At 68.5% G+C, this 20,682-nt stretch carries 22 protein-coding genes; 14 read left to right on the forward strand and 8 right to left on the reverse strand.

Annotated features, from left to right (window positions below; all coding sequences use genetic code 11):
• Positions 1–21: 21 nt before the first annotated feature.
• The 5 genes from P3H15_RS04515 to P3H15_RS04535 are packed head-to-tail and all read left to right on the forward strand — an operon-like array spanning position 22 to position 7,268.
• The gene (locus tag P3H15_RS04515; protein ID WP_276136142.1) at positions 22–1,350 is read left to right on the forward strand and encodes an SWIM zinc finger family protein; all 1,329 of its coding nucleotides are present in this window, start codon (positions 22–24) and stop codon (positions 1,348–1,350) included.
• Positions 1,347–2,822: a DUF5691 domain-containing protein gene (locus P3H15_RS04520; protein ID WP_276136143.1), complete on the forward strand. Its 1,476-nt coding sequence runs from the start codon at positions 1,347–1,349 to the stop codon at positions 2,820–2,822. The genes P3H15_RS04515 and P3H15_RS04520 overlap by 4 nt, the downstream gene beginning before the upstream one ends.
• Entirely contained in the window at positions 2,819–3,922 is a 1,104-nt protein-coding gene (locus P3H15_RS04525; RefSeq protein ID WP_276136144.1) for an AAA family ATPase, read from the forward strand. The genes P3H15_RS04520 and P3H15_RS04525 overlap by 4 nt, the downstream gene beginning before the upstream one ends.
• An 11-nt stretch (positions 3,923–3,933) precedes the next feature.
• Positions 3,934–6,111, forward strand: a complete 2,178-nt coding sequence (locus P3H15_RS04530) for a DUF5682 family protein (protein ID WP_276136199.1) — start codon at positions 3,934–3,936, stop codon at positions 6,109–6,111.
• Positions 6,108–7,268: a VWA domain-containing protein gene (locus P3H15_RS04535; protein ID WP_276136145.1), complete on the forward strand. Its 1,161-nt coding sequence runs from the start codon at positions 6,108–6,110 to the stop codon at positions 7,266–7,268. Before P3H15_RS04530 ends, P3H15_RS04535 begins: the two co-directional genes overlap by 4 nt.
• An 8-nt stretch (positions 7,269–7,276) precedes the next feature.
• Here P3H15_RS04535 and P3H15_RS04540 read toward each other — a convergent pair whose 3' ends face one another.
• The 3 genes from P3H15_RS04540 to P3H15_RS04550 all read right to left on the reverse strand — a co-directional run bounded on the left by P3H15_RS04540 (position 7,277) and on the right by P3H15_RS04550 (position 9,978).
• Positions 7,277–7,480 (reverse strand): hypothetical protein, encoded by a 204-nt coding sequence (locus P3H15_RS04540; RefSeq protein ID WP_012688808.1) that lies wholly within the window; start codon positions 7,478–7,480, stop codon positions 7,277–7,279.
• A gap of 185 nt (positions 7,481–7,665) precedes the next feature.
• Entirely contained in the window at positions 7,666–8,793 is a 1,128-nt protein-coding gene (locus tag P3H15_RS04545) for an acyl-CoA dehydrogenase family protein (protein WP_276136146.1), read from the reverse strand.
• Positions 8,794–8,802: 9 nt separating this feature from the next.
• Entirely contained in the window at positions 8,803–9,978 is a 1,176-nt protein-coding gene (locus tag P3H15_RS04550; RefSeq protein WP_206013037.1) for an acyl-CoA dehydrogenase family protein, read from the reverse strand.
• Positions 9,979–10,127: 149 nt separating this feature from the next.
• Here P3H15_RS04550 and pnuC point away from each other — a divergent pair, with 149 nt between their 5' ends.
• Genes pnuC through P3H15_RS04565 form a run of 3 tightly spaced genes read left to right on the forward strand, consistent with a single transcriptional unit; the run spans position 10,128 to position 12,558 of the window.
• Positions 10,128–10,769, forward strand: a complete 642-nt coding sequence (pnuC, locus tag P3H15_RS04555) for a nicotinamide riboside transporter PnuC (RefSeq protein WP_276136147.1) — start codon at positions 10,128–10,130, stop codon at positions 10,767–10,769.
• 5 nt (positions 10,770–10,774) lie between these two features.
• Positions 10,775–11,860 (forward strand): AAA family ATPase, encoded by a 1,086-nt coding sequence (locus P3H15_RS04560; protein ID WP_276136148.1) that lies wholly within the window; start codon positions 10,775–10,777, stop codon positions 11,858–11,860.
• A 2-nt stretch (positions 11,861–11,862) separates the two neighbouring features.
• Positions 11,863–12,558, forward strand: a complete 696-nt coding sequence (locus tag P3H15_RS04565) for an NUDIX domain-containing protein (RefSeq protein WP_241031305.1) — start codon at positions 11,863–11,865, stop codon at positions 12,556–12,558.
• 32 nt (positions 12,559–12,590) lie between these two features.
• On the opposite strand, the gene P3H15_RS04570 is transcribed toward P3H15_RS04565, so the two are convergent.
• Genes P3H15_RS04570 through P3H15_RS04580 form a run of 3 tightly spaced genes read right to left on the reverse strand, consistent with a single transcriptional unit; the run spans position 12,591 to position 14,187 of the window.
• The gene (locus P3H15_RS04570) at positions 12,591–13,040 is read right to left on the reverse strand and encodes a hypothetical protein (RefSeq protein WP_072940167.1); all 450 of its coding nucleotides are present in this window, start codon (positions 13,038–13,040) and stop codon (positions 12,591–12,593) included.
• Positions 13,041–13,051: 11 nt separating this feature from the next.
• Positions 13,052–13,567, reverse strand: a complete 516-nt coding sequence (locus P3H15_RS04575; protein ID WP_276136149.1) for a twin-arginine translocation pathway signal — start codon at positions 13,565–13,567, stop codon at positions 13,052–13,054.
• Entirely contained in the window at positions 13,564–14,187 is a 624-nt protein-coding gene (locus P3H15_RS04580) for a hypothetical protein (RefSeq protein WP_346348750.1), read from the reverse strand. The genes P3H15_RS04575 and P3H15_RS04580 overlap by 4 nt, the downstream gene beginning before the upstream one ends.
• A 144-nt stretch (positions 14,188–14,331) precedes the next feature.
• Between P3H15_RS04580 and P3H15_RS04585 the strand changes: the two genes are divergently transcribed.
• The 6 genes from P3H15_RS04585 to P3H15_RS04610 are packed head-to-tail and all read left to right on the forward strand — an operon-like array spanning position 14,332 to position 17,135.
• Positions 14,332–14,793 (forward strand): Asp23/Gls24 family envelope stress response protein, encoded by a 462-nt coding sequence (locus P3H15_RS04585; RefSeq protein ID WP_072940161.1) that lies wholly within the window; start codon positions 14,332–14,334, stop codon positions 14,791–14,793.
• Positions 14,790–15,104 (forward strand): hypothetical protein, encoded by a 315-nt coding sequence (locus P3H15_RS04590; protein WP_276136151.1) that lies wholly within the window; start codon positions 14,790–14,792, stop codon positions 15,102–15,104. The genes P3H15_RS04585 and P3H15_RS04590 overlap by 4 nt, the downstream gene beginning before the upstream one ends.
• The gene (locus P3H15_RS04595) at positions 15,101–15,280 is read left to right on the forward strand and encodes a hypothetical protein (protein WP_005252219.1); all 180 of its coding nucleotides are present in this window, start codon (positions 15,101–15,103) and stop codon (positions 15,278–15,280) included. The genes P3H15_RS04590 and P3H15_RS04595 overlap by 4 nt, the downstream gene beginning before the upstream one ends.
• Complete coding sequence (locus P3H15_RS04600; RefSeq protein WP_276136152.1) at positions 15,273–16,256, forward strand: DUF6286 domain-containing Asp23/Gls24 family envelope stress response protein; 984 nt, start codon at positions 15,273–15,275, stop codon at positions 16,254–16,256. The genes P3H15_RS04595 and P3H15_RS04600 overlap by 8 nt, the downstream gene beginning before the upstream one ends.
• Entirely contained in the window at positions 16,253–16,828 is a 576-nt protein-coding gene (locus P3H15_RS04605) for a hypothetical protein (RefSeq protein WP_276136153.1), read from the forward strand. The genes P3H15_RS04600 and P3H15_RS04605 overlap by 4 nt, the downstream gene beginning before the upstream one ends.
• Positions 16,829–16,862: 34 nt before the next feature.
• The gene (locus tag P3H15_RS04610) at positions 16,863–17,135 is read left to right on the forward strand and encodes a YciI family protein (protein WP_346348747.1); all 273 of its coding nucleotides are present in this window, start codon (positions 16,863–16,865) and stop codon (positions 17,133–17,135) included.
• A gap of 70 nt (positions 17,136–17,205) precedes the next feature.
• Here P3H15_RS04610 and tuf read toward each other — a convergent pair whose 3' ends face one another.
• Together tuf and fusA are read right to left on the reverse strand one after the other, a co-directional pair.
• The gene (gene tuf / locus P3H15_RS04615; protein WP_276136155.1) at positions 17,206–18,396 is read right to left on the reverse strand and encodes an elongation factor Tu; all 1,191 of its coding nucleotides are present in this window, start codon (positions 18,394–18,396) and stop codon (positions 17,206–17,208) included.
• Positions 18,397–18,485: 89 nt separating this feature from the next.
• Positions 18,486–20,588 (reverse strand): elongation factor G, encoded by a 2,103-nt coding sequence (fusA, locus tag P3H15_RS04620; protein ID WP_276136156.1) that lies wholly within the window; start codon positions 20,586–20,588, stop codon positions 18,486–18,488.
• Between the last annotated feature and the right edge of the window lie 94 nt (positions 20,589–20,682).

The following is a 20,682-nucleotide window of genomic DNA, read 5'->3' on the forward strand; positions in this document are numbered from 1 at the left end:
CAATTCCCCTACGGTGGCGGAGTGACGTCGCCTTGGTCGGAGGGACAGGTCGCATCGGTGGCCCCCGATGCCGGCTCGCTCGCTGCCGCCGCAAAGCTGTCGGCCGCGTGGACGCAGACGGGCGGCAACGGTGACGCACTGTGGGGACTGTGTCAGGGCAGCGGCACGAGCCCCTACCGATCGGTCGTCGACCTCACCGGTCCGGCGTACCACTGCTCGTGCCCGAGCCGGAAGTTTCCGTGCAAGCACACGCTCGGGCTGCTGCTGATCTGGTCGCAGGGCCGGGTTCCGGAGCAGTCCGAACCGCCCGAGTTCGCGAACGACTGGCTGGGCCGGCGGGCCGGGCGGGCGGCCGCGGTGCGCACCGCGGCGCCGTCGGCCACGACCTCCGCCGCGAAGTCCGCGGAACGCCGGGCCGAGCGGGTGGCGGCGGGCCTCGACGAACTCGACCTGTGGCTCACCGACCAGATCCGGGGCGGGCTCGGCGCGGCCGACATCTCGGCGTCCGCGTTCGACGCCATCGCGGCCCGCATGGTCGACGCGCAGGCGCCGGGCGTCGCGTCCGCCCTGCGCCGCCTTCCGATCGTCGTGGCCACCCGCGCCGACTGGCCGGACCGGTTGCTCCGCGAATACGCCAGGCTGCACCTTCTCGTCGTCGCCCATCGCAGGCTGAGCGAACTACCGGAACCGTTGCAGGCGTCGGTGCGTTCGCACGTCGGCTACCCGGTGGCCACCGGCAGCGTGCGCGGCGAGCCGGGAGTCCGCGACCGGTGGATGGTCCTGGGCATGCAGACCACCGAGGAGAAGCGCCTCTTCACCCGCAAGGTGTGGTTGCTCGGCCGCGACCACGGTCGGCGCGCGATCCTCCTGGACTTCGCGCACGGCTCCGCCAACTTCTCGACGGTGATCCCGCCGCTCGGATCGCTCGTCGACGCCACCCTGCACTTCTACCCCGGCGCCGCGCCGCTGCGCGCCCAGATCGGCGACGCCCACGAGCCGCCCGAACCGTTCACGACGGTCGCACCGAGCGACATCGCCACCGCACTCGACGACTTCGCCGCCGCGGTCGGAGCCGACCCGTGGATCCGCTCGTGGCCCGCCCTGCTCACCGGTGTCACCCCGGCATACGACGGCGGAAGCTGGTTCGTCGTCGACGGGCAGGGACGCGCGCTGCCGCTGTCCGGCGAGGATCCGGTCCTGTGGCGGCTGCTCGGAATGTCCGGCGGCAGTCCCGTCACCGTGTTCGGGGAGTGGACCAGCGACTCCCTCGTTCCCGTGTCGGTGTTCGATCGCGGCGACGTGTACCCGCTCGTGGCCGCCGCGCCGTCGACCGCGGGGAGTCGGCGATGAGCGAACTCCTGTCCGCCGCACTGCTCGGCACGGCACGTTCCACTCCCTCGTTCGCGGGTCTGGCCACCGGCGAACTGGCGCGGTCGGTCGGTGGTGACCCGGCGGAGACCCTGCTGGGCGCCGCCGCGCTCGAGAACGCGTACCGCGACGGCGGAGTCGCCGCCTCCACCCGCGTGCTGCCCGCACCCGCCGAGGACGATCCGCGGCTGCAGTTGCCGCCCGCGTCCGCCGCGCACCTGATGCAGTTGCTCGCCGCCAAGTCGTGGACGCTCACCGAGTGGTTCGCGGTGGTCGCCGAGCGGGGATACCGCGCGCCCGATCACCTCGTCGCCGACCTGATGGCGGTGGCACGCACGAACGACACCCACCGCGAGAGCATCCTGCGATTGGCAGGCCCCCGCGGCCAGTGGCTCGCCGCCCAGAACCCGGACTGGTCGATGCTGGTCCGGCGGTCCGATCGCACCGACGTGTGGACGCACGGCGCGCACCAGGAACGGCTGCTGTGGCTCACGACGATGCGGGCGGTGAACCCGGCGATCGCGATGACCGAACTGCGTCGCACCTGGGATTCCGAACGGGGCGAACACCGGGCGGCGTTCATCGCGGTCCTGGGCACGGGGCTCGGCGACGCCGACTCCGACCTGCTCGAGCACGCACTCGACGACCGGCGGAAAGAGGTACGCCAGCAGGCGGTCCAGTTGCTGCGGCAGCTGCCGAACTCCGCGTACGCCGAGCGGATGGCCGCCCGCGCCCGCTCGTGGGTGCGGGTGGAGAAGAAGCCGTTGCGCACCCGCCTCGTGGTGAACATGCCGGGTTCCCTGGACGATTCGGCCCGTCGCGACGGAATCGAGGACGTCCACTTCAAGAACAAGGGAATCCGCAGCTGGTGGTTGCGGATGGTGGTCACCGCCGCCCCCTTGTCGGTGTGGGAAGGCATGATCGGCTCGGCCTCCGGCGCCTTGGAGATCCGGATCGAAGACCAGTGGCGGGAGGTGATGATGGAGGCGTGGACCAACGCCACCGTGCTCCAGCGCAATCCGCGCTGGGCGTCCGCCCTCCTGCACCGTGAGGGACGGAAGACCGAACGTCGCGTGGTGCCGATCGTCCCCGCCCGCGAACGCCTCGCCTACATTCTGTCGGGCCACGCCGACAGCTACCTGTTGGGCGTCGACGGCGCCGCACTGTTCGAGGGGCTTCCCCACCCGTGGCCGCTCGACCTCGCCGAGCGGGTGATCGCCCGCCTCGAGGACATGGCCGGGCGGCACGCCGAGACCGGCAAGGACCTCGGTCAGTTCTCCCGGCACAGCCACTATTCGACCCTCCGCAGCGCGGAGACACACTTCCCGTTCGCTGCGGCGCCGCTGCTCCGGGCGGCCGCCGAACGCACCCGTGACCCGGGCTGGCAGCAGGCCTTCGCCACTGTCGCCGCCAACATCGACCATCGCAGAACAGTCCTGAAGGAGCTCGAGTGACCGAGATCGCGGCCGGCCCGGCCGACCTGCTACGACCCCACGCCGAGCAGGCCTACGCCGACGAACTCGCCGCCCTCGCCGCGCAGGACACCCGGCCCCGGCCACCGTCGTGGAAGTTGTCGCCGTGGGCGGTCGTGACGTACCTGCTCGGCGGCGAACTCGACGACGGCACGGTCATCACCCCCAAGTACGTCGGTCCCCGGCGGCTGATCGAGGTAGCGGTCGCGACGCTCGCCACCGACCGCGCACTGCTTCTGCTCGGCGTGCCCGGAACCGCCAAGACGTGGGTGTCAGAACACCTGTCGGCGGCGGTGTCCGGCGAGTCGACCCTGCTCGTCCAGGGAACGTCGGGCACACCCGAGGAGGCCATCCGGTACGGCTGGAACTACGCGAGGCTCCTCGCCGAGGGCCCGACCGCGGGCGCACTCGTTCCGTCCCCGGTGATGACGGCCATGCAGGGTGGCCGTATCGCGCGCGTCGAGGAACTGACCCGTATCCCCGCCGACGTGCAGGACGCTCTCATCACCGTGCTCTCGGAGAAGACGCTGCCGATCCCCGAACTGGGCACCGAGGTGCAGGCCACCAAGGGTTTCAACCTGATCGCCACCGCCAACGACCGCGACCGCGGCGTCAACGACCTGTCCTCCGCGCTGCGCAGGCGGTTCAACACGGTGGTCCTGCCCCTGCCCGCCGACGAGGAGGACGAAGTCGCCATCGTCGCGCGGCGGGTCGAGCAACTCGGGTCCTCGCTGGAACTGCCGGAGGTCCCGGCGACGGACGACGAGATCCGTCGTGTGGTCACCGTGTTCCGGGAACTGCGGTCCGGCGCCACGAGCGACGGTCGCACCAAGCTGAAGTCGCCGTCCGGAACGCTGTCGACGGCGGAGGCGATCTCCGTGGTCACCAACGGACTCGCCCTCGCCGCGCATTTCGGCGACGGCGTGCTCCGTCCCTCCGACGTCGCCGCGGGCATCCTCGGGTCCGTGCTGAAGGACCCGGTGGCCGACCGGGTGGTGTGGACGGAATACCTCGAGGCCGTGGTCCGCGAACGGGAGGGCTGGGCCGACTTCTACCGGGCGTGCCGCGAGGTCACCGGGTGAGCACCGGGGCGATGAGCCCGCCGGCGGGCGACGTCCGTGTCTTCGGCATCCGCCACCACGGGCCCGGTTCCGCACGATCGGTGCGTCGCGCGCTCGACGAGTTCGTCCCCGACGCCGTGCTGATCGAAGGTCCCGCCGACGCCGATCCGCTGGTCGCGTTGACCGCGTCCGACACCATGGAACCCCCGGTGGCGCTGCTCGCGTATGCCACCGGCGAACCTCGGACGGCGGCGTTCTGGCCGTTCGCCGTGTTCTCCCCGGAGTGGCAGGCGCTGTCGTGGGCGGCCGGACACGGCGTCGACGTGCGCTTCTGCGACCTTCCGGCCGCAAACACCCTCGCCGCCGACCACGCCGAGCCCCGTTCCGAGGATCCACTGGCGGCGCTGGCCGCGGCGGCCGGCTACGACGACACCGAACGCTGGTGGGACGCCGTCATCGAATCCGGTTCAGGAGCGGACTCGTTCGACGCGATCACCGACGCCATGACCGCGTTGCGTGGCACCGTCGAACTCGACGAACCCACCAGCAGACGCGAGGCGTACATGCGCCAGACCCTGCGGAAGGTGATCAAGGGCGGTGCCGTGCGGATCGCGGTGGTGTGCGGAGCCTGGCACGCCCCGGCACTCGCCGGACCCCTCGGACCGGCCACCGCGGATGCGCGAATCCTCAAGGGAATCCCCAAGATCAAGACCTCGCTGACGTGGGTGCCGTGGACGCATTCGCGGCTGTCCACGGCGTCCGGATACGGCGCCGGCATCACCTCCCCCGGCTGGTATCACCACCTGTTCACCGCCCCGGACCGCACGATCACCCGGTGGCTCACGAAGGTCGCGCGGGTGCTGCGGGACGAGGACCTTCCCGTGTCGAGTGCACACGTCATCGAATCCGTCCGTCTCGCAGACACGTTGGCCGCGTTGCGGGCGCGGCCGCTGGCCGGTCTCTCCGAGGTCACCGAGGCCACCCGCGCCGTGATGTGCGACGGGGACGACGTCCTGCTCGACCTGATCACGCGTCGTCTCGTCGTCGGCGAGGCCCTCGGCGCCGTCCCGGACGACACCCCGACGGTTCCGCTCGACGCCGACCTGCGCGCCCGGGCGAAGACCCTGCGCCTGAAGCAGCAGGCCACCGAGAAGACCATCGACCTCGACCTCCGCCGGGACAACGACGTCGCGCGGTCCCGGCTCCTGCACCGCCTGCAGATCCTCGGTGTCGACTGGGGCACCCCGGCCGACAGCGACGTCCGCGGCACCGGCACGTTCCGTGAGACGTGGTCGCTCACCTGGCAACCCGAACTGGCGGTGTCGATCATCGAGGCGTCGCTGTGGGGCACCACCGTCGAGGCCGCGGCCACGGCGAAGGTGCGTGAGGAGGCGGCGGCCGGCGACGTCTCCCTCGCCCGGCTCACCGGGCTGCTCGAGCAGGCGCTGCTGTCGGATCTCGGCGACGCCCTGGTCGAACTGTTGCGCGCGCTGGAGACCGCGGCCACGCTCGACCACGACGTCATGCACCTGATGGACGCGCTGCCCGCGCTCACGCGCACCCTGCGATACGGCGACGTCCGCGGCACCGACGTCTCGTCCCTCACCCGCGTCACCGACAGCCTCCTCGTCCGCATCTGCGCGGGACTGCCGTCGGCGATGTCCGGTCTGGACGACGACAGCGCCCTCGACCTGCGCCGCGCCGTCGACGACGTCCATGCGGCGGTGATGTTGCGCGACGACGACCGCGCGTCGGCGCGCTGGCTCGGCACGCTCACCGGCCTCGTCGACCGCAGCGACGTGAACGGCCTCGTGATCGGGCGCATGGTCCGCCTACTCCGCGACGCGGGCGCCGTCAGCGAAACCGACGCCGCCACCCGGCTGTCGCGGGCGCTGTCCGTCGGCGCCGACCCGACCGCCAAGGCCGGGTGGGTCGACGGCTTCCTCGGCGGCGGAGGGCTGCTGCTGGTCCACGACCGGCAACTGCTGCGCCTGCTCGACGGGTGGGTGTCGGGGCTGCGCGAGCAGGATTTCGTCGACGTGCTGCCGCTGCTACGGCGCACGTTCGGCAGCTTCGAGACCGGGGAACGCCGGGCCATCGGACAGTCCGTGGAGGGCGGCTCCACTGCCGAGACCCCCGCCGAGGTCGATGCCCGGCGTGGCACCGTGGCGATCCGCACCGTCGCCGACATCCTGGGGGTGACGTCGTGACCGAGGACGCGGAGCGGCTACGTCGGTGGCGGTTGCTGCTCGGCAACGCCGCCGAGGAATCCACCGGCGGGCTGGCGTCCAGGACGGACGCGGCGATGGACGCCGCACTGGCCGCGCTGTACGACACCAGCGGCGAGGGATCGAAGAGCCGCCGGCGCGCTGCGGGTCTCGGCGGATCGGCACCGAAGGTCGCACGCTGGCTCGGCGACATCCGCACCTACTTCCCGAGCAGCGTCGTGCAGGTGATGCAGAAGGACGCCATCGACCGGCTCGGCCTCACCCAACTGCTCCTCGAACCCGAACTGCTCGAGGCCGTCGAACCGGACGTCCACCTCGTCGGCACCCTGCTGAGCCTCAACCGGGTGATGCCCGAGACCAGCAAGGCCACCGCCCGGATGGTCGTCGAGAAGGTGGTCCGGGAGGTGGAGGACCGGATCGCGCAGAAGACCAGAACCGCCGTCACCGGTGCCCTCAACCGCTCCGCCCGCATCACCAATCCCCGGCACCGCGACATCGACTGGCATCGCACCATCCGCGCCAACCTCGCGCACTATCTGCCCGAGCACAAGACGGTGGTGCCGGAGCGGTTGCTCGGCTACGGCCGCCGATCGCAGGCCGTGCACCGCGACGTCGTCCTCGCCATCGACCAGTCCGGCTCGATGGCGTCGAGCGTCGTGTACGCGTCCGTGTTCGGCGCGGTGCTCGCGTCGATGCGCGCGCTGAAGACGTCGCTGGTCGTGTTCGACACGGCGGTCGTCGACCTCACCGACAGGCTGTCCGATCCCGTCGACGTGCTGTTCGGCACGCAACTCGGCGGCGGCACCGACATCAACCGGGCCATCGCGTACAGCCAGTCACTGATCGACAGGCCGGCGGAATCGTTGTTCGTGCTGATCTCGGACCTGTACGAGGGCGGGATCCGCGCGGAGATGCTGCGCCGGATGGCGGCGATGAAGAACGCCGGGGTCCAGGTGGTGGTGCTGCTGGCGCTGTCCGACGACGGCGCCCCGTCGTTCGATCACGACAACGCGGCGGCCCTCGGTGCGCTCGGCATTCCCGCGTTCGCCTGCACGCCGGACAAGTTCCCGGAACTGCTGGCGCTCGCACTGGAACGCGGCGACATCGGCAGGTGGGCGGACGGGCTCCAGCAGGGGTGACGGCGGGGTCAGCCGGCAGCCATCCGGCGCTCGCTGTGCAGTTCGGGGTGTGCGTCGGCACGGATCCTGAGCAGGACCAGGCCCGACACCGACGCGACGATCAACGACGCGACCGTCCACGGGACGTGCAGTTCGGAGATCCCGACTCCCGCACCGACGAGTCCCACGACGAGCAGGCTCCACATGATCGCTTTGACTGGACCGGACCCCATGACAACGCTCCTTCACCGAGATACGTACATCCCCCGTGAGTTCTGATGTGCGCGCAGAACGTTAGCTGCGTCACACGGGGGTCCTCGTGCGACACGGCGAAAACGCTCTTTCCGATACCAATCCGAGACCTGCACCCGTGAGTACTTGTTAACCGCGGGCGGTTAACAAGTACTCACGGGTGCAGCTAGATGATGCTGACGGTGCCCTGGGTCGTCGCCGCCGCGAGCACGCGCAGGTGGTCGTCGGAGCCGCCGACGGTGTGCTCGATGGCGGTCAGCCGACTCACGTAGTGCCCGACCGGGTACTCGGCGGTCATGCCGATGCCGCCGTGCATCTGGATCGCTTCCTGCCCGATCGTCCGGGCCGACCGGCCGATCTGCAGCTTGGCGCGGGACGCGACCACTGGGTCCACGGTTCCGTCGGCCAGCGACATCGTGGCGTAGAGGCTCATGCTGCGGGCCAGTTCCAGCAGCACGTACATGTCGGCCGCACGGTGGGTGAGGGTCTGGAACTTCGCGATCGGAACGCCGAACTGCTTGCGGGTCTTCAGGTACTCGGTCGTCAGCCGCAACGCCTCCTCCATCGCGCCGACGGCCTCCGCGCACAGCGCCGCCTGCGCCCGGATGTGTGCGCCCTCGATCGCCGAAGACGCGTCGCCGCCCTCACCGAGCGGCTCGGCCGGAGTGCCGGACAGTTCCACCTGCGCGGCCCGCAGTCCGTCGTGGGTCGCGTAGGGGGTGCGGGTCAGGCCGGCGGCGTCGCCGTCGACGAGGAACAGTCCGACCCCGCCCTCCGGGAGCGCCGCGGTGACGACCAGCGTGTTCGCGCTGCCACCGTGCGGAACAGGATTCTTCGTACCCGTCAGAGTCCACGCGTCGCCGTCCTTCGTCGCGGTCGTGGACACCCGGGCCGACGGCCAGCGCACGCCCGGTTCCCGATCGGCGAAGGCCAGCAGGAGGGTGCCCTCGGACACGTCCGGGAGAATCCGGCGACGCTGCTCCGCGCTGCCGGCCGCGGCGATCAGGCCGCCGGGCACGAGCACGGCGTCGAGGACCGGTTCGGGGGCGAGGCGGCGGCCTATCTCGGTCATTACCGATGCCACCTCGACGGGTCCGGCGCCCATTCCCCCGTCTTCCTCGTCGAAGCTCAGGCCGAGCAGCCCCACCTCGGCGAGTTGCTTCCAGACCTGCGAGCTCCACCCCTGCTCGGTGTCGGTGACAGCGTTGCGCTTCTCCGCGTCGTAGCTGCGACCCAGCAGTTCGCGGGTGGTGTCGCGCAGCAGTTTCTGTTCGTCGGTCAGCTCGAAGTCCATGTCACGCCCTCACAATCCGAGGATCGAGGAGGCGATGATGCTGCGCTGCACTTCGCTCGATCCGCTGTAGATGGAAACCTTGCGGTAGTTCAGATAGGTCGGTGCAGTCCGCTGAGCCCAGAGCGGTGAGGAGATGCCGTCACCGGCGGCGAAGGGAAGGGAGTCGGGGCCCGCCACGTCGGTCAGCAGTTCGAGTGTCGCCTGCTGCAATTCGGACCCGCGCAGCTTCAGCAGCGACGACGCCGGGTTCGGCTTGCCGTCGGCCGAACTCGCGACGACCCGCAGCTGGGTGAGTTCGAGCGCGATGATCTCGTTCTCCAGTTCCGCGATGCGGGCGGCGAACAGCGGGTCGTCGAGCAGCGTCCCCTCACCGACCGAGATCTCCGCGGCGCGCTTCTTCGCCTGCGCGAGCCGGACCTTGGAGAATCCCAGGCGGGTGACGCCGGCGCGCTCGTTGCCGAGCAGGAACTTGGCGTAGCTCCAGCCCTGGTTCTCCTCACCCACCAGATTCTCGGCGGGCACACGCACGTCCTCGAAGAAGACCTCGTTGACCTCGTGGCCGCCGTCGATCAGCTTGATCGGGCGCACCGTGACGCCGGGCGTCTTCAGGTCGACGAGGATGAACGAGATGCCGGCCTGCTTCTTGGGGGCATCCGGGTTGGTGCGGGCGAGGACGAAGATCCAGTCGGCGTGCTGCGCGAGAGTGGTCCACGTCTTCTGGCCGTTGATCACGTAGTCGTCGCCGTCGCGGACGGCGCGGGTCTTCAGCGACGCGAGGTCGGAACCGGCCTCGGGTTCGGAAAATCCCTGGCACCACCAGATGTCGAGGTTGGCGGTCGCCGGAAGGAACTTCTCCTTCTGCTCCTGCGAACCGAACGCCGCGATGACGGGGCCGACCATGCTGGTGTTGAACGCGAGCGGCTCGGGCACCGACGCGAGCTGGAGCTCGTCGAGCCAGATGTGCTTCTGCACCGGAGTCCAGTCGCGGCCGCCCCATTCGACCGGCCAGTGCGGCGTCGCGAGCCCGTTGGCGTTCAGAATCCGCTGAGACTCGATGAAGCCTTCTTTCCCCACTTCTTCGCCCCGCGCATACCGCTCGCGGATCTCCGCCGGAATCTGCGTGGTGAAGAACGTTCGCATCTCGTCGCGGAACGCCAGCTCCTCGTCGGTCAAGGCCAGATTCATCGGAATTCCTTCGCACTCGAGGTCAGATTCATGTTCTGGTCCCGACGGTACCCCCACCTCCCGCGGGACACCACGACATCCCCAGTTGTAGTCATACCGACTACAACCGTGATACGTTTCCGTAGTCACTACGACTACAAGGAGTTCCCGTGATCGCACTACTCGTCGACTGGCTCAATTCGGCCGCGGTGACGTCGTTCGGGACGACGACGAGCTGGGCCGAAGTGCTCGGTTTCGCGTCGGGCGCGGTGTGCGTCTGGCTCGTCGCCCGGCAGTCCGCCTGGAACTGGCCGATCGGAATCGCAAACAACCTGGTCTGGATCCTGCTGTTCTACGCAGCCGGACTCTTCGCCGACTCGGCCCTCCAACTGGTCTACATCGCGCTCGCCGCGGCCGGGTGGATCCGGTGGATCCGCGGAAACGCCGGAAACCCGTTGCCCGTCACCGGGACGTCGCCGGAGGAATGGAGGTGGCTCGCCGGCACCGGCATCGTCGGCACCGCCGCCTTGACCGTGCTCCTGCACACGGCGACGTCGTCCACGGTCCCGTTCTGGGACGCCGTCACCACTACCCTCTCGCTGCTGGCCACCTGGGGGCAGGTGAACAAGCGCTGGGAATCGTGGCTGCTGTGGATTGGGGCCGATCTGGTCTACGTCCCGCTCTACCTGCACAAGGGTCTGACGCTGACAGCCCTGCTGTACGTCGGCTTCCTCGTGCTCTGCGTCCGCGGTCTCCTCGAGTGGCGCAGGTCCTCGGGACTCCCCGCCCTCGCGACGACCGCGAGCAGGTGACCGCAATGCGGGACCACGCGCTCGTGATCGGAAAGTTCTATCCCCCGCACGCCGGACACCACCTGCTGATCAGGGAGGCGGCGCGGGTCGCCGTCCGGGTGACAGTGGTGGTGATGGCGTCCCGGGTCGAGTCGATTCCCTTGGCGGACAGAGTGTCCTGCCTCGCCGAGTCGCATGCGCGGGACCGCACGGTGACCGTGACCGGCATCGCGTGCGACGCCCCGATGGACCTGGCGTCGCGACCGGTGTGGGCCGCGCAGGTGGCGTGCATGCGCGCCGCGGTACGACAGGTCACCGGAATCGCCGTCGACGTGGTCGTGTCGAGCGAGAAGTACGGCGACGAACTCGCCCGCTGGTTCGACGCCGTCCACGTCCCCGTCGACCCCGAGCGGGTCCGGTTCCCGATTTCGGGAACCGCCTGTCGAGGCGACCTCGCCGGCACCTGGGAACACCTCGACGCGCCCGCGCAGGCACTGCTCACCACCCGGATCGTGGTGCTCGGCGCAGAATCCACCGGAACCACCACCGTCAGTCGCGCACTGGCGCAGCGCTTCCGCGCCCGCGGCGGGATCTGGCGGCGCACGCACTGGGTTCCCGAATACGGTCGCACGGCAACCGCCGACAAGCTGGCGAGAGCCCGCGTTGCCGACGCGTCCGCAGGCGTCGACGACCTCGTCTGGACCGGGCAGGATTTCGCCGACATCGCCCGCATCCAGAACGAGTGGGAAGAGGCGGCGGCGCGGTCGGGGTCGCCCCTGACGATCTGCGACACCGACGCAGAAGCGACCACCGTGTGGGAGCGGCGGTACCTCGGCCCCGACAGCACCCGGGCGCACGACCACCGGCCGGGCCGCCACGCCCTGTACCTCATTACCGACCACGTCGGTGTCCCCTTCGTGCAGGATGGGTTGCGTGACGGAGAGTCGATCCGGGAGGAGATGACAGAGTGGTTCGTCGACGCGCTCACCGCCGCCGGGCGGTCGTGGGTGATGCTGACCGGGAGCCGGGCAGAGCGCCTCGACCTCGCGACGCAGGTCACTGAACAGGCACTCGCCCACCGATCGACGTTCGCCGCACCACTGGGAGGCTGACAGTGTACGACGCAACCGACTACCCACCGTTCGCCGTGACCGTCGATCTCGCGATGTTCACGCTGCGCGGCCCCTCGCTGTCGGTCCTGCTGGTGCGGCGGGGAGAGGAACCGTTCCAGGGGATGCCCGCGCTGCCCGGCGGTTTCGTTCACGCCGACGAATCGGCAGACGTCGCGGCGCGACGCGAACTGGCGGAGGAGACCGGGCTCGACAGCTTTCCCGGTCACCTCGAGCAGTTGGCGACGTACAGCGAGCCGGGCCGCGACCCGCGCATGCGCGTCGTGTCGGTGGTGTTCGTGGCGTTCGCGCCGAACCTGCCGGAGCCGTCCGCCGGTTCCGACGCCGCCGACGCCTATTGGATGCCGGTCGAGGACGCGTCCCGCGAGTCGTTGGCGTTCGACCACGCGCAGATCCTCGCCGACGCCCTCGAGCGGGTGCGGTCGAAACTCGAATACACCACTTTGGCAACCCATTTCGTGGAGTCTCCGTTCTCGATCCGGGACCTCCAGACGGTGTACGAGGCCGTATGGGACGTGACGTGGGACCGCGCGAATTTCCGCCGCAAGGTCCTGGGAACGCGGGGATTCGTCGAACCCGTCGAGGGCGTCGCCGACGCCGCATCCACGGGCGGCAGGCGCGCCCAGCTGTACCGGCCGGGCGACGCCACCACCCTGCACCCGCCGATCCCCCGCCCGTGAGTACTTGTTAACCGCCGGCGGTTAACAAGTACTCACGGGTGGCGGAGCCGCAGGACGAGCAGGAACGCACCCCCGGCCGCGTCGATCTGCGTCTCGACGTCCAGTTCCGGTGCGAGACGGGACAACCGGTCGAGCAACCACTCCGACGCGTCCTCCGCGTCCGACTTGCCCGGGCACCGCGCCACCGCCACCCGTCCACCCTTGCGGCCGAGTTGTTCGACGACACCGATGATCGGGGCGGGATCGACGACGAACAACCGGTCGGGCCACGGCACGACCGGTTTGACGGCGCCCTTCTTGGTGTTGCACGCGCGGTGAGCGAGGCGTTCGACGCCGCCCTTCGCCTTGGCCTTCTTCGCGGTGACGACACTGTCGATGCTGGGGCCGCGCGGGTCGTTGACCGACATGTCGGGATCCACCGGTTCGTCACACAACCAACAGCGCCACGACTCGCGGTCGCCTACCTCTCGAAGAGTGCTCATGGGCGCCAACGCTACCCGTGCGCCTGGACGGGATCGAAGCCGGAGATCAGCCAGTCGTCGCCGGATTTGGTCAGCTCGACGGAAATGCTCGTCGCCGTCACCGCCGGTTCCGGTTTCGCGGCGCTGGTAGTGCTCTGGTTGACGAACAGCAGCACCGTCGCCGTGTCGGCCGCCACCTCGACCGGACCGGACGCGGCCACCGTCGCCTGCGTGGCAACCCGGCTCTCCTTCGCCGCCGGGACGACGACGTCCGTCGTGAACTGCGTGTAATAGTCGAGGAACTCCCCCGTCAGGCGCTCCTTCGCGACGCCGACGTCGTTCTCCACCGTGTCCGGCCCGTACGACAGCAGAGCGATCGCGCCCTGCGAGGCGGTGTCGGTGACGGCGGCGCGGACGGTGTCGTCGACGCACCGGTCGGGCCGGTAGAGCGTGAAGTACAGCACCCCGGCCAGCACCGCCGTGACCACGGTGAGCGCACCCAGGATCAGGACGAGCCTGCGCGACTTCGGCGATGCGTCGGTACTCACTGCACGAACCCCGCCTTCACGATCTTGTACGTGCCGTCGTCGAGTTGCATCGTGACCCGCATTCTCTGACTACGCGGCTCCTCTGCCGCCCCGCCCGCATTCGACACCTTCTGGGCGACCGCGACGAGAACGTCGGCGGAGTCGCCGTCCTGCCTCTCGATCGCGGCTTGACGCACCTCCCCGACCGATTTGACCCGGGCCTCCTGCATGACGGCGATGAGATCGGTGGACCGGGCCTCGAATTCGTCGCGGAATTCTCCGGCCGAGCCGTCGAGCACCTTCTGCACGTCTTCGTCGGCCCGCTCGAAGTCCATCGTCGTCAGATTCACGACGCCCTGGCTCGCGGCGTCCACGATCTCGGACCGCTGCTGCGCCGTCTGCTCCGCCTGCCGGTGCGTGTAGCCGAAGTAGCCGCTCACCGCCAGGAACGCGAGTGCGAGAACGGACAGAACGGCCACACCTGCGGTGACGGCCGGCGTCCGGGGCCGGGGGGCAGTGCCCTCACCGGAAGCAGCGCCCTCACTGGAAGCGGACTCCTCACTGGGGGCAGCGTCCTGGTCGGGGGCCACTTCCGCCATGGGGTTCCTTTCGTCGTGCCGTACCTCTGTTACCTGGATCACGTCATGGTACCGGGTAGTCATATCAAATATTTTTCGCATCGGTATCCGGACAGATCCCCGGGCGGAAAGCGCGTGGGAAACCCCGCGTACCGTCGGTGATCATTACTGTTGAGGAGAAGGCAGGCGACTCGAAGGGGATCCACGATGACCAGCGATTCAGGCGCACGCAGTCGCGTGCAGTTCGGTGCCGGGGCGACTCCGGAACTCGTCAGTTCCCAGGGACGGACCATCATCGCGGACGCCGTCGTCGCCAAGATCGCCGGTATCGCCACCCGTGAGATCAACGGCGTCTACGACGTGGGCGGCGGCACCGCACGCGCCGTCGGCGCCCTCCGGGACCGGATCCCCGGCGCCCGCGTCAACCACGCCCAGGGCGTCGCCGTCGAAGTCGGGGAGAAACAGGCCGCCATCGACATCGGCATCGTCGCCGAATACGGCGTCGCACTGCACGAACTCGCGGTAGGCATCCGACGCAACGTCATCGCGGCCGTCGAGCGCATGACCGGACTCGAAGTGACCGAAGTGAACATCACCGTCTTCGACGTCATGCTGTTCGACGAATCCGAGGCCGCGTCCGAGCTCGACGGCAAACCGAGGGTGCAGTGACCGGACCGCTCCCACCGGACACTCACGCGGAGGACATCTCCGAACGCATCGTCGCCGCCGTCCTCGCGACCCCCGGAGTGGCAGCGATGCACGGCGGCCCATTCGGCGAAGTCGCGACGTACCTGCCCGGACGCCGGGTGACCGGGGTGACCGTCGGCCCCACGTCCTGTGCCGTCCATCTCGCGGCGCGCTACCCCGCCAACGTCGTCGACACCGCCGAAAGAGTGCGGGCCGCAGTGGAATCGCTGGTGGACGTCCCCGTCGACGTGATCATCGAAGACCTCCTGACAGAGACAGGACACGCTCAATGAACAGCACAATCACAGGCCTGATCGTTGGATTACTCCTCGCGATCGCCGGCATCCTCGGCGGTTTCAGCGGATTCGTCTTCGCCGTCCTGCTCGGTGCACTGGGCATGGCCGTGGGCGCGCACCGCGACGGGCACCTCGATCTCGGCGCCATCCTCCGAAGCCGCGGCCGTGGCTGAACCGTCCACCGCACCCCCCGCCGGACCCCGGGACGACGCTGCGCTCGACGACGACGCCGCCCAGCGCGGCGAGTTGGTCATCAAGGAACGCGCCGTCGTGAAGATCGCCGTCGCCGCAGCGCTCCAGGTACCCGGCGTCGTCAAGCAGTCCGGCGGACTGTCCCGGCTGACGGGCAGAGAGCTCCCCCGCGCCGACGTCTCGACGGGTGCGGACGCCGTCGCGATCAACCTGTACATCGCGGTGCAGTGGCCGTGCCATCTCGATCTGCTCAACCGCAGGCTCCGCGCACAGGTGCACCGCCAGGTCGAGCAGATGACCGGCATGCCGGTCATCGAACTCAACATCGTAGTCGTCGGAACGGAATCCGCGGCCCCCGAAGACAGCGGCGCCGACAGCCTCTACTCCGAACAGGGCGATCCGGCGGTGCCGCCCCTCCCGGTGGCGCCGATCCGGCCACGCACGCCGCGCGCGACACCCGCGGCCGTGCCCGCCGCGATCATCGTCGCCGTCGCCGCCCTCGGCCTCGCGGTCGTCGCCGCGCGTGAACTGCTCATCATGCGCGGCACGTTCGCCAACGCGCCCTGGATCCGCAACACCGCGCAATGGCTGGGCAGGCTGCACTGGTCCGACTGGATCGTCCCCGTCGCCGTCGCCGCGATCGTGCTGGGAATCGTGCTCATCGTCGCCGCCCTCAAACCGCGGCCGCGCACCCATCTGCCCCTCGCGGTGGGCGACACCCCGATCGTCTGGCTGCGCCCCACCGATCTCGCCCGCAATTCCAGTAGTCACGCCAACACGGTCCCCGGGGTGCTGTCGGCGCACACGACAGTCGACCGCAAGCACGTCACCGTCCGCGTGGTGCGCACCGAGTCGACACCCGCCGCAGACGTGGCCATCTCCGTCCGCGAGGCCGTGGAACCGACGCTGTCGCTGCTCGGCACGTCCCCCGAACTCCGAGTGCAGGTGAAGCCGTGACGCACCGGACCGCCGCCGTCAACCGGCTGATCGTCCTGCTCGTCGGGCTCGTGCTCCTCGGATTCGGTGCCTACGCCATCGCCTGGGACCTGCAGGTTCCGATCGTCCGAGAATGGGTGTCGCGGTACGACCGCGCACGCGTCACCGCGCTTCCCGACCAGGGCTGGTGGGGCTGGGCCCTCGCCGCGACGGTCGTCGTGGGGCTGGTCTTCGGGATCGTGCTCCTCGCGCTGGACCTCACCCGGCGACGCACGTCGGCCGTCGCGGTCCCGGATCGCGAATCGGGCACCTACGTCACCGTCGACCTCGGCTCCCTCGCCAACGGGGTCGCCAGCGAACTCGCCCAGTACCCCGGAGTCCGGCAGACGCGGGCCCGCGCCGTCGTCGAACGCGGACTCCCCACCCTGTCGATCGTCGTGACCGCCGACCCCACCCTTGATATCCACGACTTCACCCGCACGTCCGAGGACGTCGCATCATGGGTCGCGTCGACACTCGGCGGTGAGCAGGTCGCCACCCAGGTGCTGCTTCACCTCGACCGCGCCGACCACCCGGTACACGTCGAAAACTGACACGGGACGTCCCGGTCTCGGTAGGTTCTCCGCCATGGAGTACGTCGTGTTCTACACAACCGATCCGTCCGCCGCCGCCCGAATCCCGGAGGTCTATCCACGGCACCGCGAGTACCTCGACGCGTTCGCCGCGGAAGGCGGGATCCTCGGAATCGGACCGTTCGACGACCCGGCGAGCAACGGGTCCATGGCGGTGTTCACCAGCCGTGAGCGGGCGGAACAGTTCATCGCACGCGACCCGTTCGTCCTCGAAGAGATCGCCCATCCCAGCGACATCCGGGAATGGGACGCGCTGCACTACCTCTGACGCAGAACCCAAGAAACGCCGATGGCGCCCACCCCGGAGGGTGAGCGCCATCGGCGTTGGTGAAGCTAGATCACTTGTTGATCTTCGTGACCTTGCCGGCGCCGACGGTACGGCCGCCTTCGCGGATCGCGAAGCGCAGGCCCTCGTCCATGGCGACGGGCTGGATCAGCTTGACGGACATCTCGGTGTTGTCACCGGGCATGACCATCTCGGTGCCCTCGGGCAGCGTCACAACGCCCGTCACGTCCGTGGTACGGAAGTAGAACTGCGGACGGTAGTTGTTGAAGAACGGCGTGTGGCGGCCGCCCTCGTCCTTGGACAGGATGTACGCCTGGCCCTCGAACTCGGTGTGCGGGGTGGTGGTGCCGGGCTTGACGACAACCTGTCCACGCTCGACATCTTCGCGCTTGATACCACGAACCAGCAGACCGACGTTGTCACCGGCCTGGCCCGAGTCGAGCAGCTTGCGGAACATCTCGATACCGGTGACCGTGGTCTTGGTGGAGGTCTCCTTGATGCCGACGATCTCCACCTCCTCGTTCACGTTGATGACGCCACGCTCGATACGACCGGTGACGACGGTGCCACGACCGGTGATCGTGAAGACGTCCTCGACGGGCATGAGGAAGGGCTTCTCGGTCTCGCGAACCGGGTCCGGGATGGACTCGTCGACCGCAGCCATGAGCTCGAGGATGTTCTTGGTCCACTCCGGGTCGCCCTCGAGCGCCTTCAGTGCGGAGACCTTGACGACCGGAGCTTCCTCGTCGAACTCCTGCGCAGCGAGGAGCTCACGGACCTCCATCTCGACGAGTTCGATGATCTCGTCGTCGTCCACCATGTCGGCCTTGTTCAGGGCGACGAGGATGTACGGCACGCCGACCTGGCGGGCGAGCAGCACGTGCTCACGCGTCTGGGGCATCGGGCCGTCGGTGGCCGCGACCACGAGGATGGCGCCGTCCATCTGCGCCGCACCGGTGATCATGTTCTTGATGTAGTCGGCGTGACCGGGAGCATCGACGTGCGCGTAGTGGCGCTTCTCGGTCTGGTACTCAACATGCGAGATGTTGATCGTGATACCGCGAGCCTTCTCCTCAGGAGCCTTGTCGATCTCGTCGAAGGCCGAGGCCTCGTTGAGATCCGGGTACGCGTCGTGCAGAACCTTGGTGATGGCCGCGGTCAGCGTGGTCTTGCCGTGGTCGACGTGACCGATGGTGCCGATGTTCACGTGCGGCTTCGTCCGCTCGAACTTCGCCTTCGCCACTGTGTGTCCTCCTGGACTGATTGATGCTTGCGGTATGCAGCAGTGCGGTTGTTATTACTGTGTCGTGCTTCGGCCGGCTGGAACCGAGGTTACTCGCCGGTCGCCTTGGCGATGATTTCCTTCGAGACGTTCGCGGGAACCTCTGCGTAGGAATCGAACACCATGGAGAAGTTCGCCCGGCCCTGGGTCTTCGACCGCAGATCACCGATGTAACCAAACATCTCCGAGAGCGGAACCAGCGCCTTCACGACACGGGCACCACTGCGTTCCTCCATGGCCTGGATCTGGCCACGGCGGGAGTTCAGGTCGCCGATCACGTCACCCATGTACTCCTCGGGTGTCGTGACCTCGACAGCCATGAGCGGCTCGAGAATGACCGGGCCGGCCTTGCGGGCGGCTTCCTTCAGCGCCTGCGAACCGGCAACCTTGAAGGCCATTTCCGACGAGTCGACGTCGTGGTACGCACCGTCGAGCAGCGTCAGCTTCATGTTCACCAGCGGGTAGCCGGCGAGAACGCCGTACTGCATGGCGTCCTGCGCACCGGCGTCCACGGAGGGGATGTACTCACGCGGAACGCGGCCACCGGAGACCTTGTTCTCGAACTCGTAGGTGGCGCCGTCCTCACCGACGAAGGGCTCGAGCGCGATGATCACCTTGGCGAACTGACCCGAACCACCGGTCTGCTTCTTGTGGGTGAACTCGTGCTTCTCGACCTTCTTGGTGATGGTCTCGCGGTACGCGACCTGCGGCTTGCCGACGTTCGCCTCGACCTTGAACTCGCGACGCATGCGGTCGACGAGGATGTCGAGGTGGAGCTCGCCCATGCCGCCGATGACGGTCTGGCCGGTCTCGTCGTCGAGTTCGACGGAGAACGTCGGGTCCTCTTCGGCGAGCTTCTGGATCGCGGTGCCCAGCTTCTCCTGGTCGGACTTGGTCTTGGGCTCGATCGAAACCTGGATGACCGGGTCCGGGAAGCTCATGGACTCGAGCACGATCGGGTTGCTCTGATCGCAGAGGGTGTCACCGGTGGTGGTGTCCTTCAGACCGATCATGGCGTAGATGTGGCCGGCCACGGCCTCGTCGACCGGGTTCTCCTTGTTGGCGTGCATCTGGAAGAGCTTTCCGATGCGCTCCTTCTTGCCCTTGGTCGCGTTCATGACCTGGGCGCCCGGATCGATCCGGCCGGAGTACACGCGGACGAACGTCAGCTTGCCGAAGAACGGGTGCGCAGCGATCTTGAAGGCCAGAGCCGAGAACGGCTCGTCCTTGCTCGGCTTACGCGTGAGGATGTCCTCTTCGTTGCCGAGGGCGTGACCCTGGACCTCGCCGATGTCCAGCGGGTTCGGCAGGTAGTCGATGACTGCGTCGAGCATGGGCTGAACGCCCTTGTTCTTGAACGCGGAACCGCACAGCACCGGGTACAGCTCGGAGTTGACCGTCATCTTGCGGATGGCGCCCTTGATCTCCTCGACGCTGAGCTCCTCGCCGGCGAAGTACTTCTCCATGAGCTTCTCGTCGGACTCGGCAACCGTCTCGAGCAGCTTCTCGCGGTACTCGGCAGCCTTGTCGGCCAGATCGGCCGGGATCTCCTCGATGGTGGGCTCGGCGCCGATGGCGACCGTGCCACGCCAGGTGACAGCCTTCATCTCGACCAGGTCGACGACACCGTCGAAGTCGTCCTCGGCGCCGATCGGCAGCTGCAGGACGAGCGGCTTCGCGCCGAGGCGGTCGATGATGGTCTGGACCGTGAAGTAGAAGTCCGCGCCCATCTTGTCCATCTTGTTGACGAAACAGATGCGCGGAACGTCGTACTTGGCGGCCTGACGCCACACCTGCTCCGACTGGGGCTCGACGCCCTCTTTGCCGTCGAACACTGCGACGGCGCCGTCGAGCACGCGGAGCGAACGCTCCACCTCGACGGTGAAGTCGACGTGGCCCGGCGTGTCGATGATGTTGATCTGGTTGTTGTTCCAGAAGCAGGTCACCGCGGCAGAGGTGATCGTGATGCCGCGTTCCTTCTCCTGTTCCATCCAGTCCGTGGTCGAGGCACCGTCGTGCGTCTCACCGATCTTGTAGTTGACACCGGTGTAGAACAGGATGCGCTCGGTGGTCGTGGTCTTGCCGGCATCGATGTGCGCCATGATGCCGATGTTGCGGACCTTGTTCAGGTCGGTCAGCACTTCCTGTGCCACAGGATTCTTCCCCGCTCGTAGCTCGTGTATCGGGTGTCGGCCTCCCCGGTGTTCCACCAGCGGGGCCATTGTCTCGAGTTGTAGATCAGCCGGT

Origin of the sequence: Rhodococcus sp. T2V, from assembly GCF_029269925.1 — a bacterium.
Taxonomy (GTDB): Bacteria; Actinomycetota; Actinomycetes; order Mycobacteriales; family Mycobacteriaceae; genus Rhodococcus_F; species Rhodococcus_F koreensis.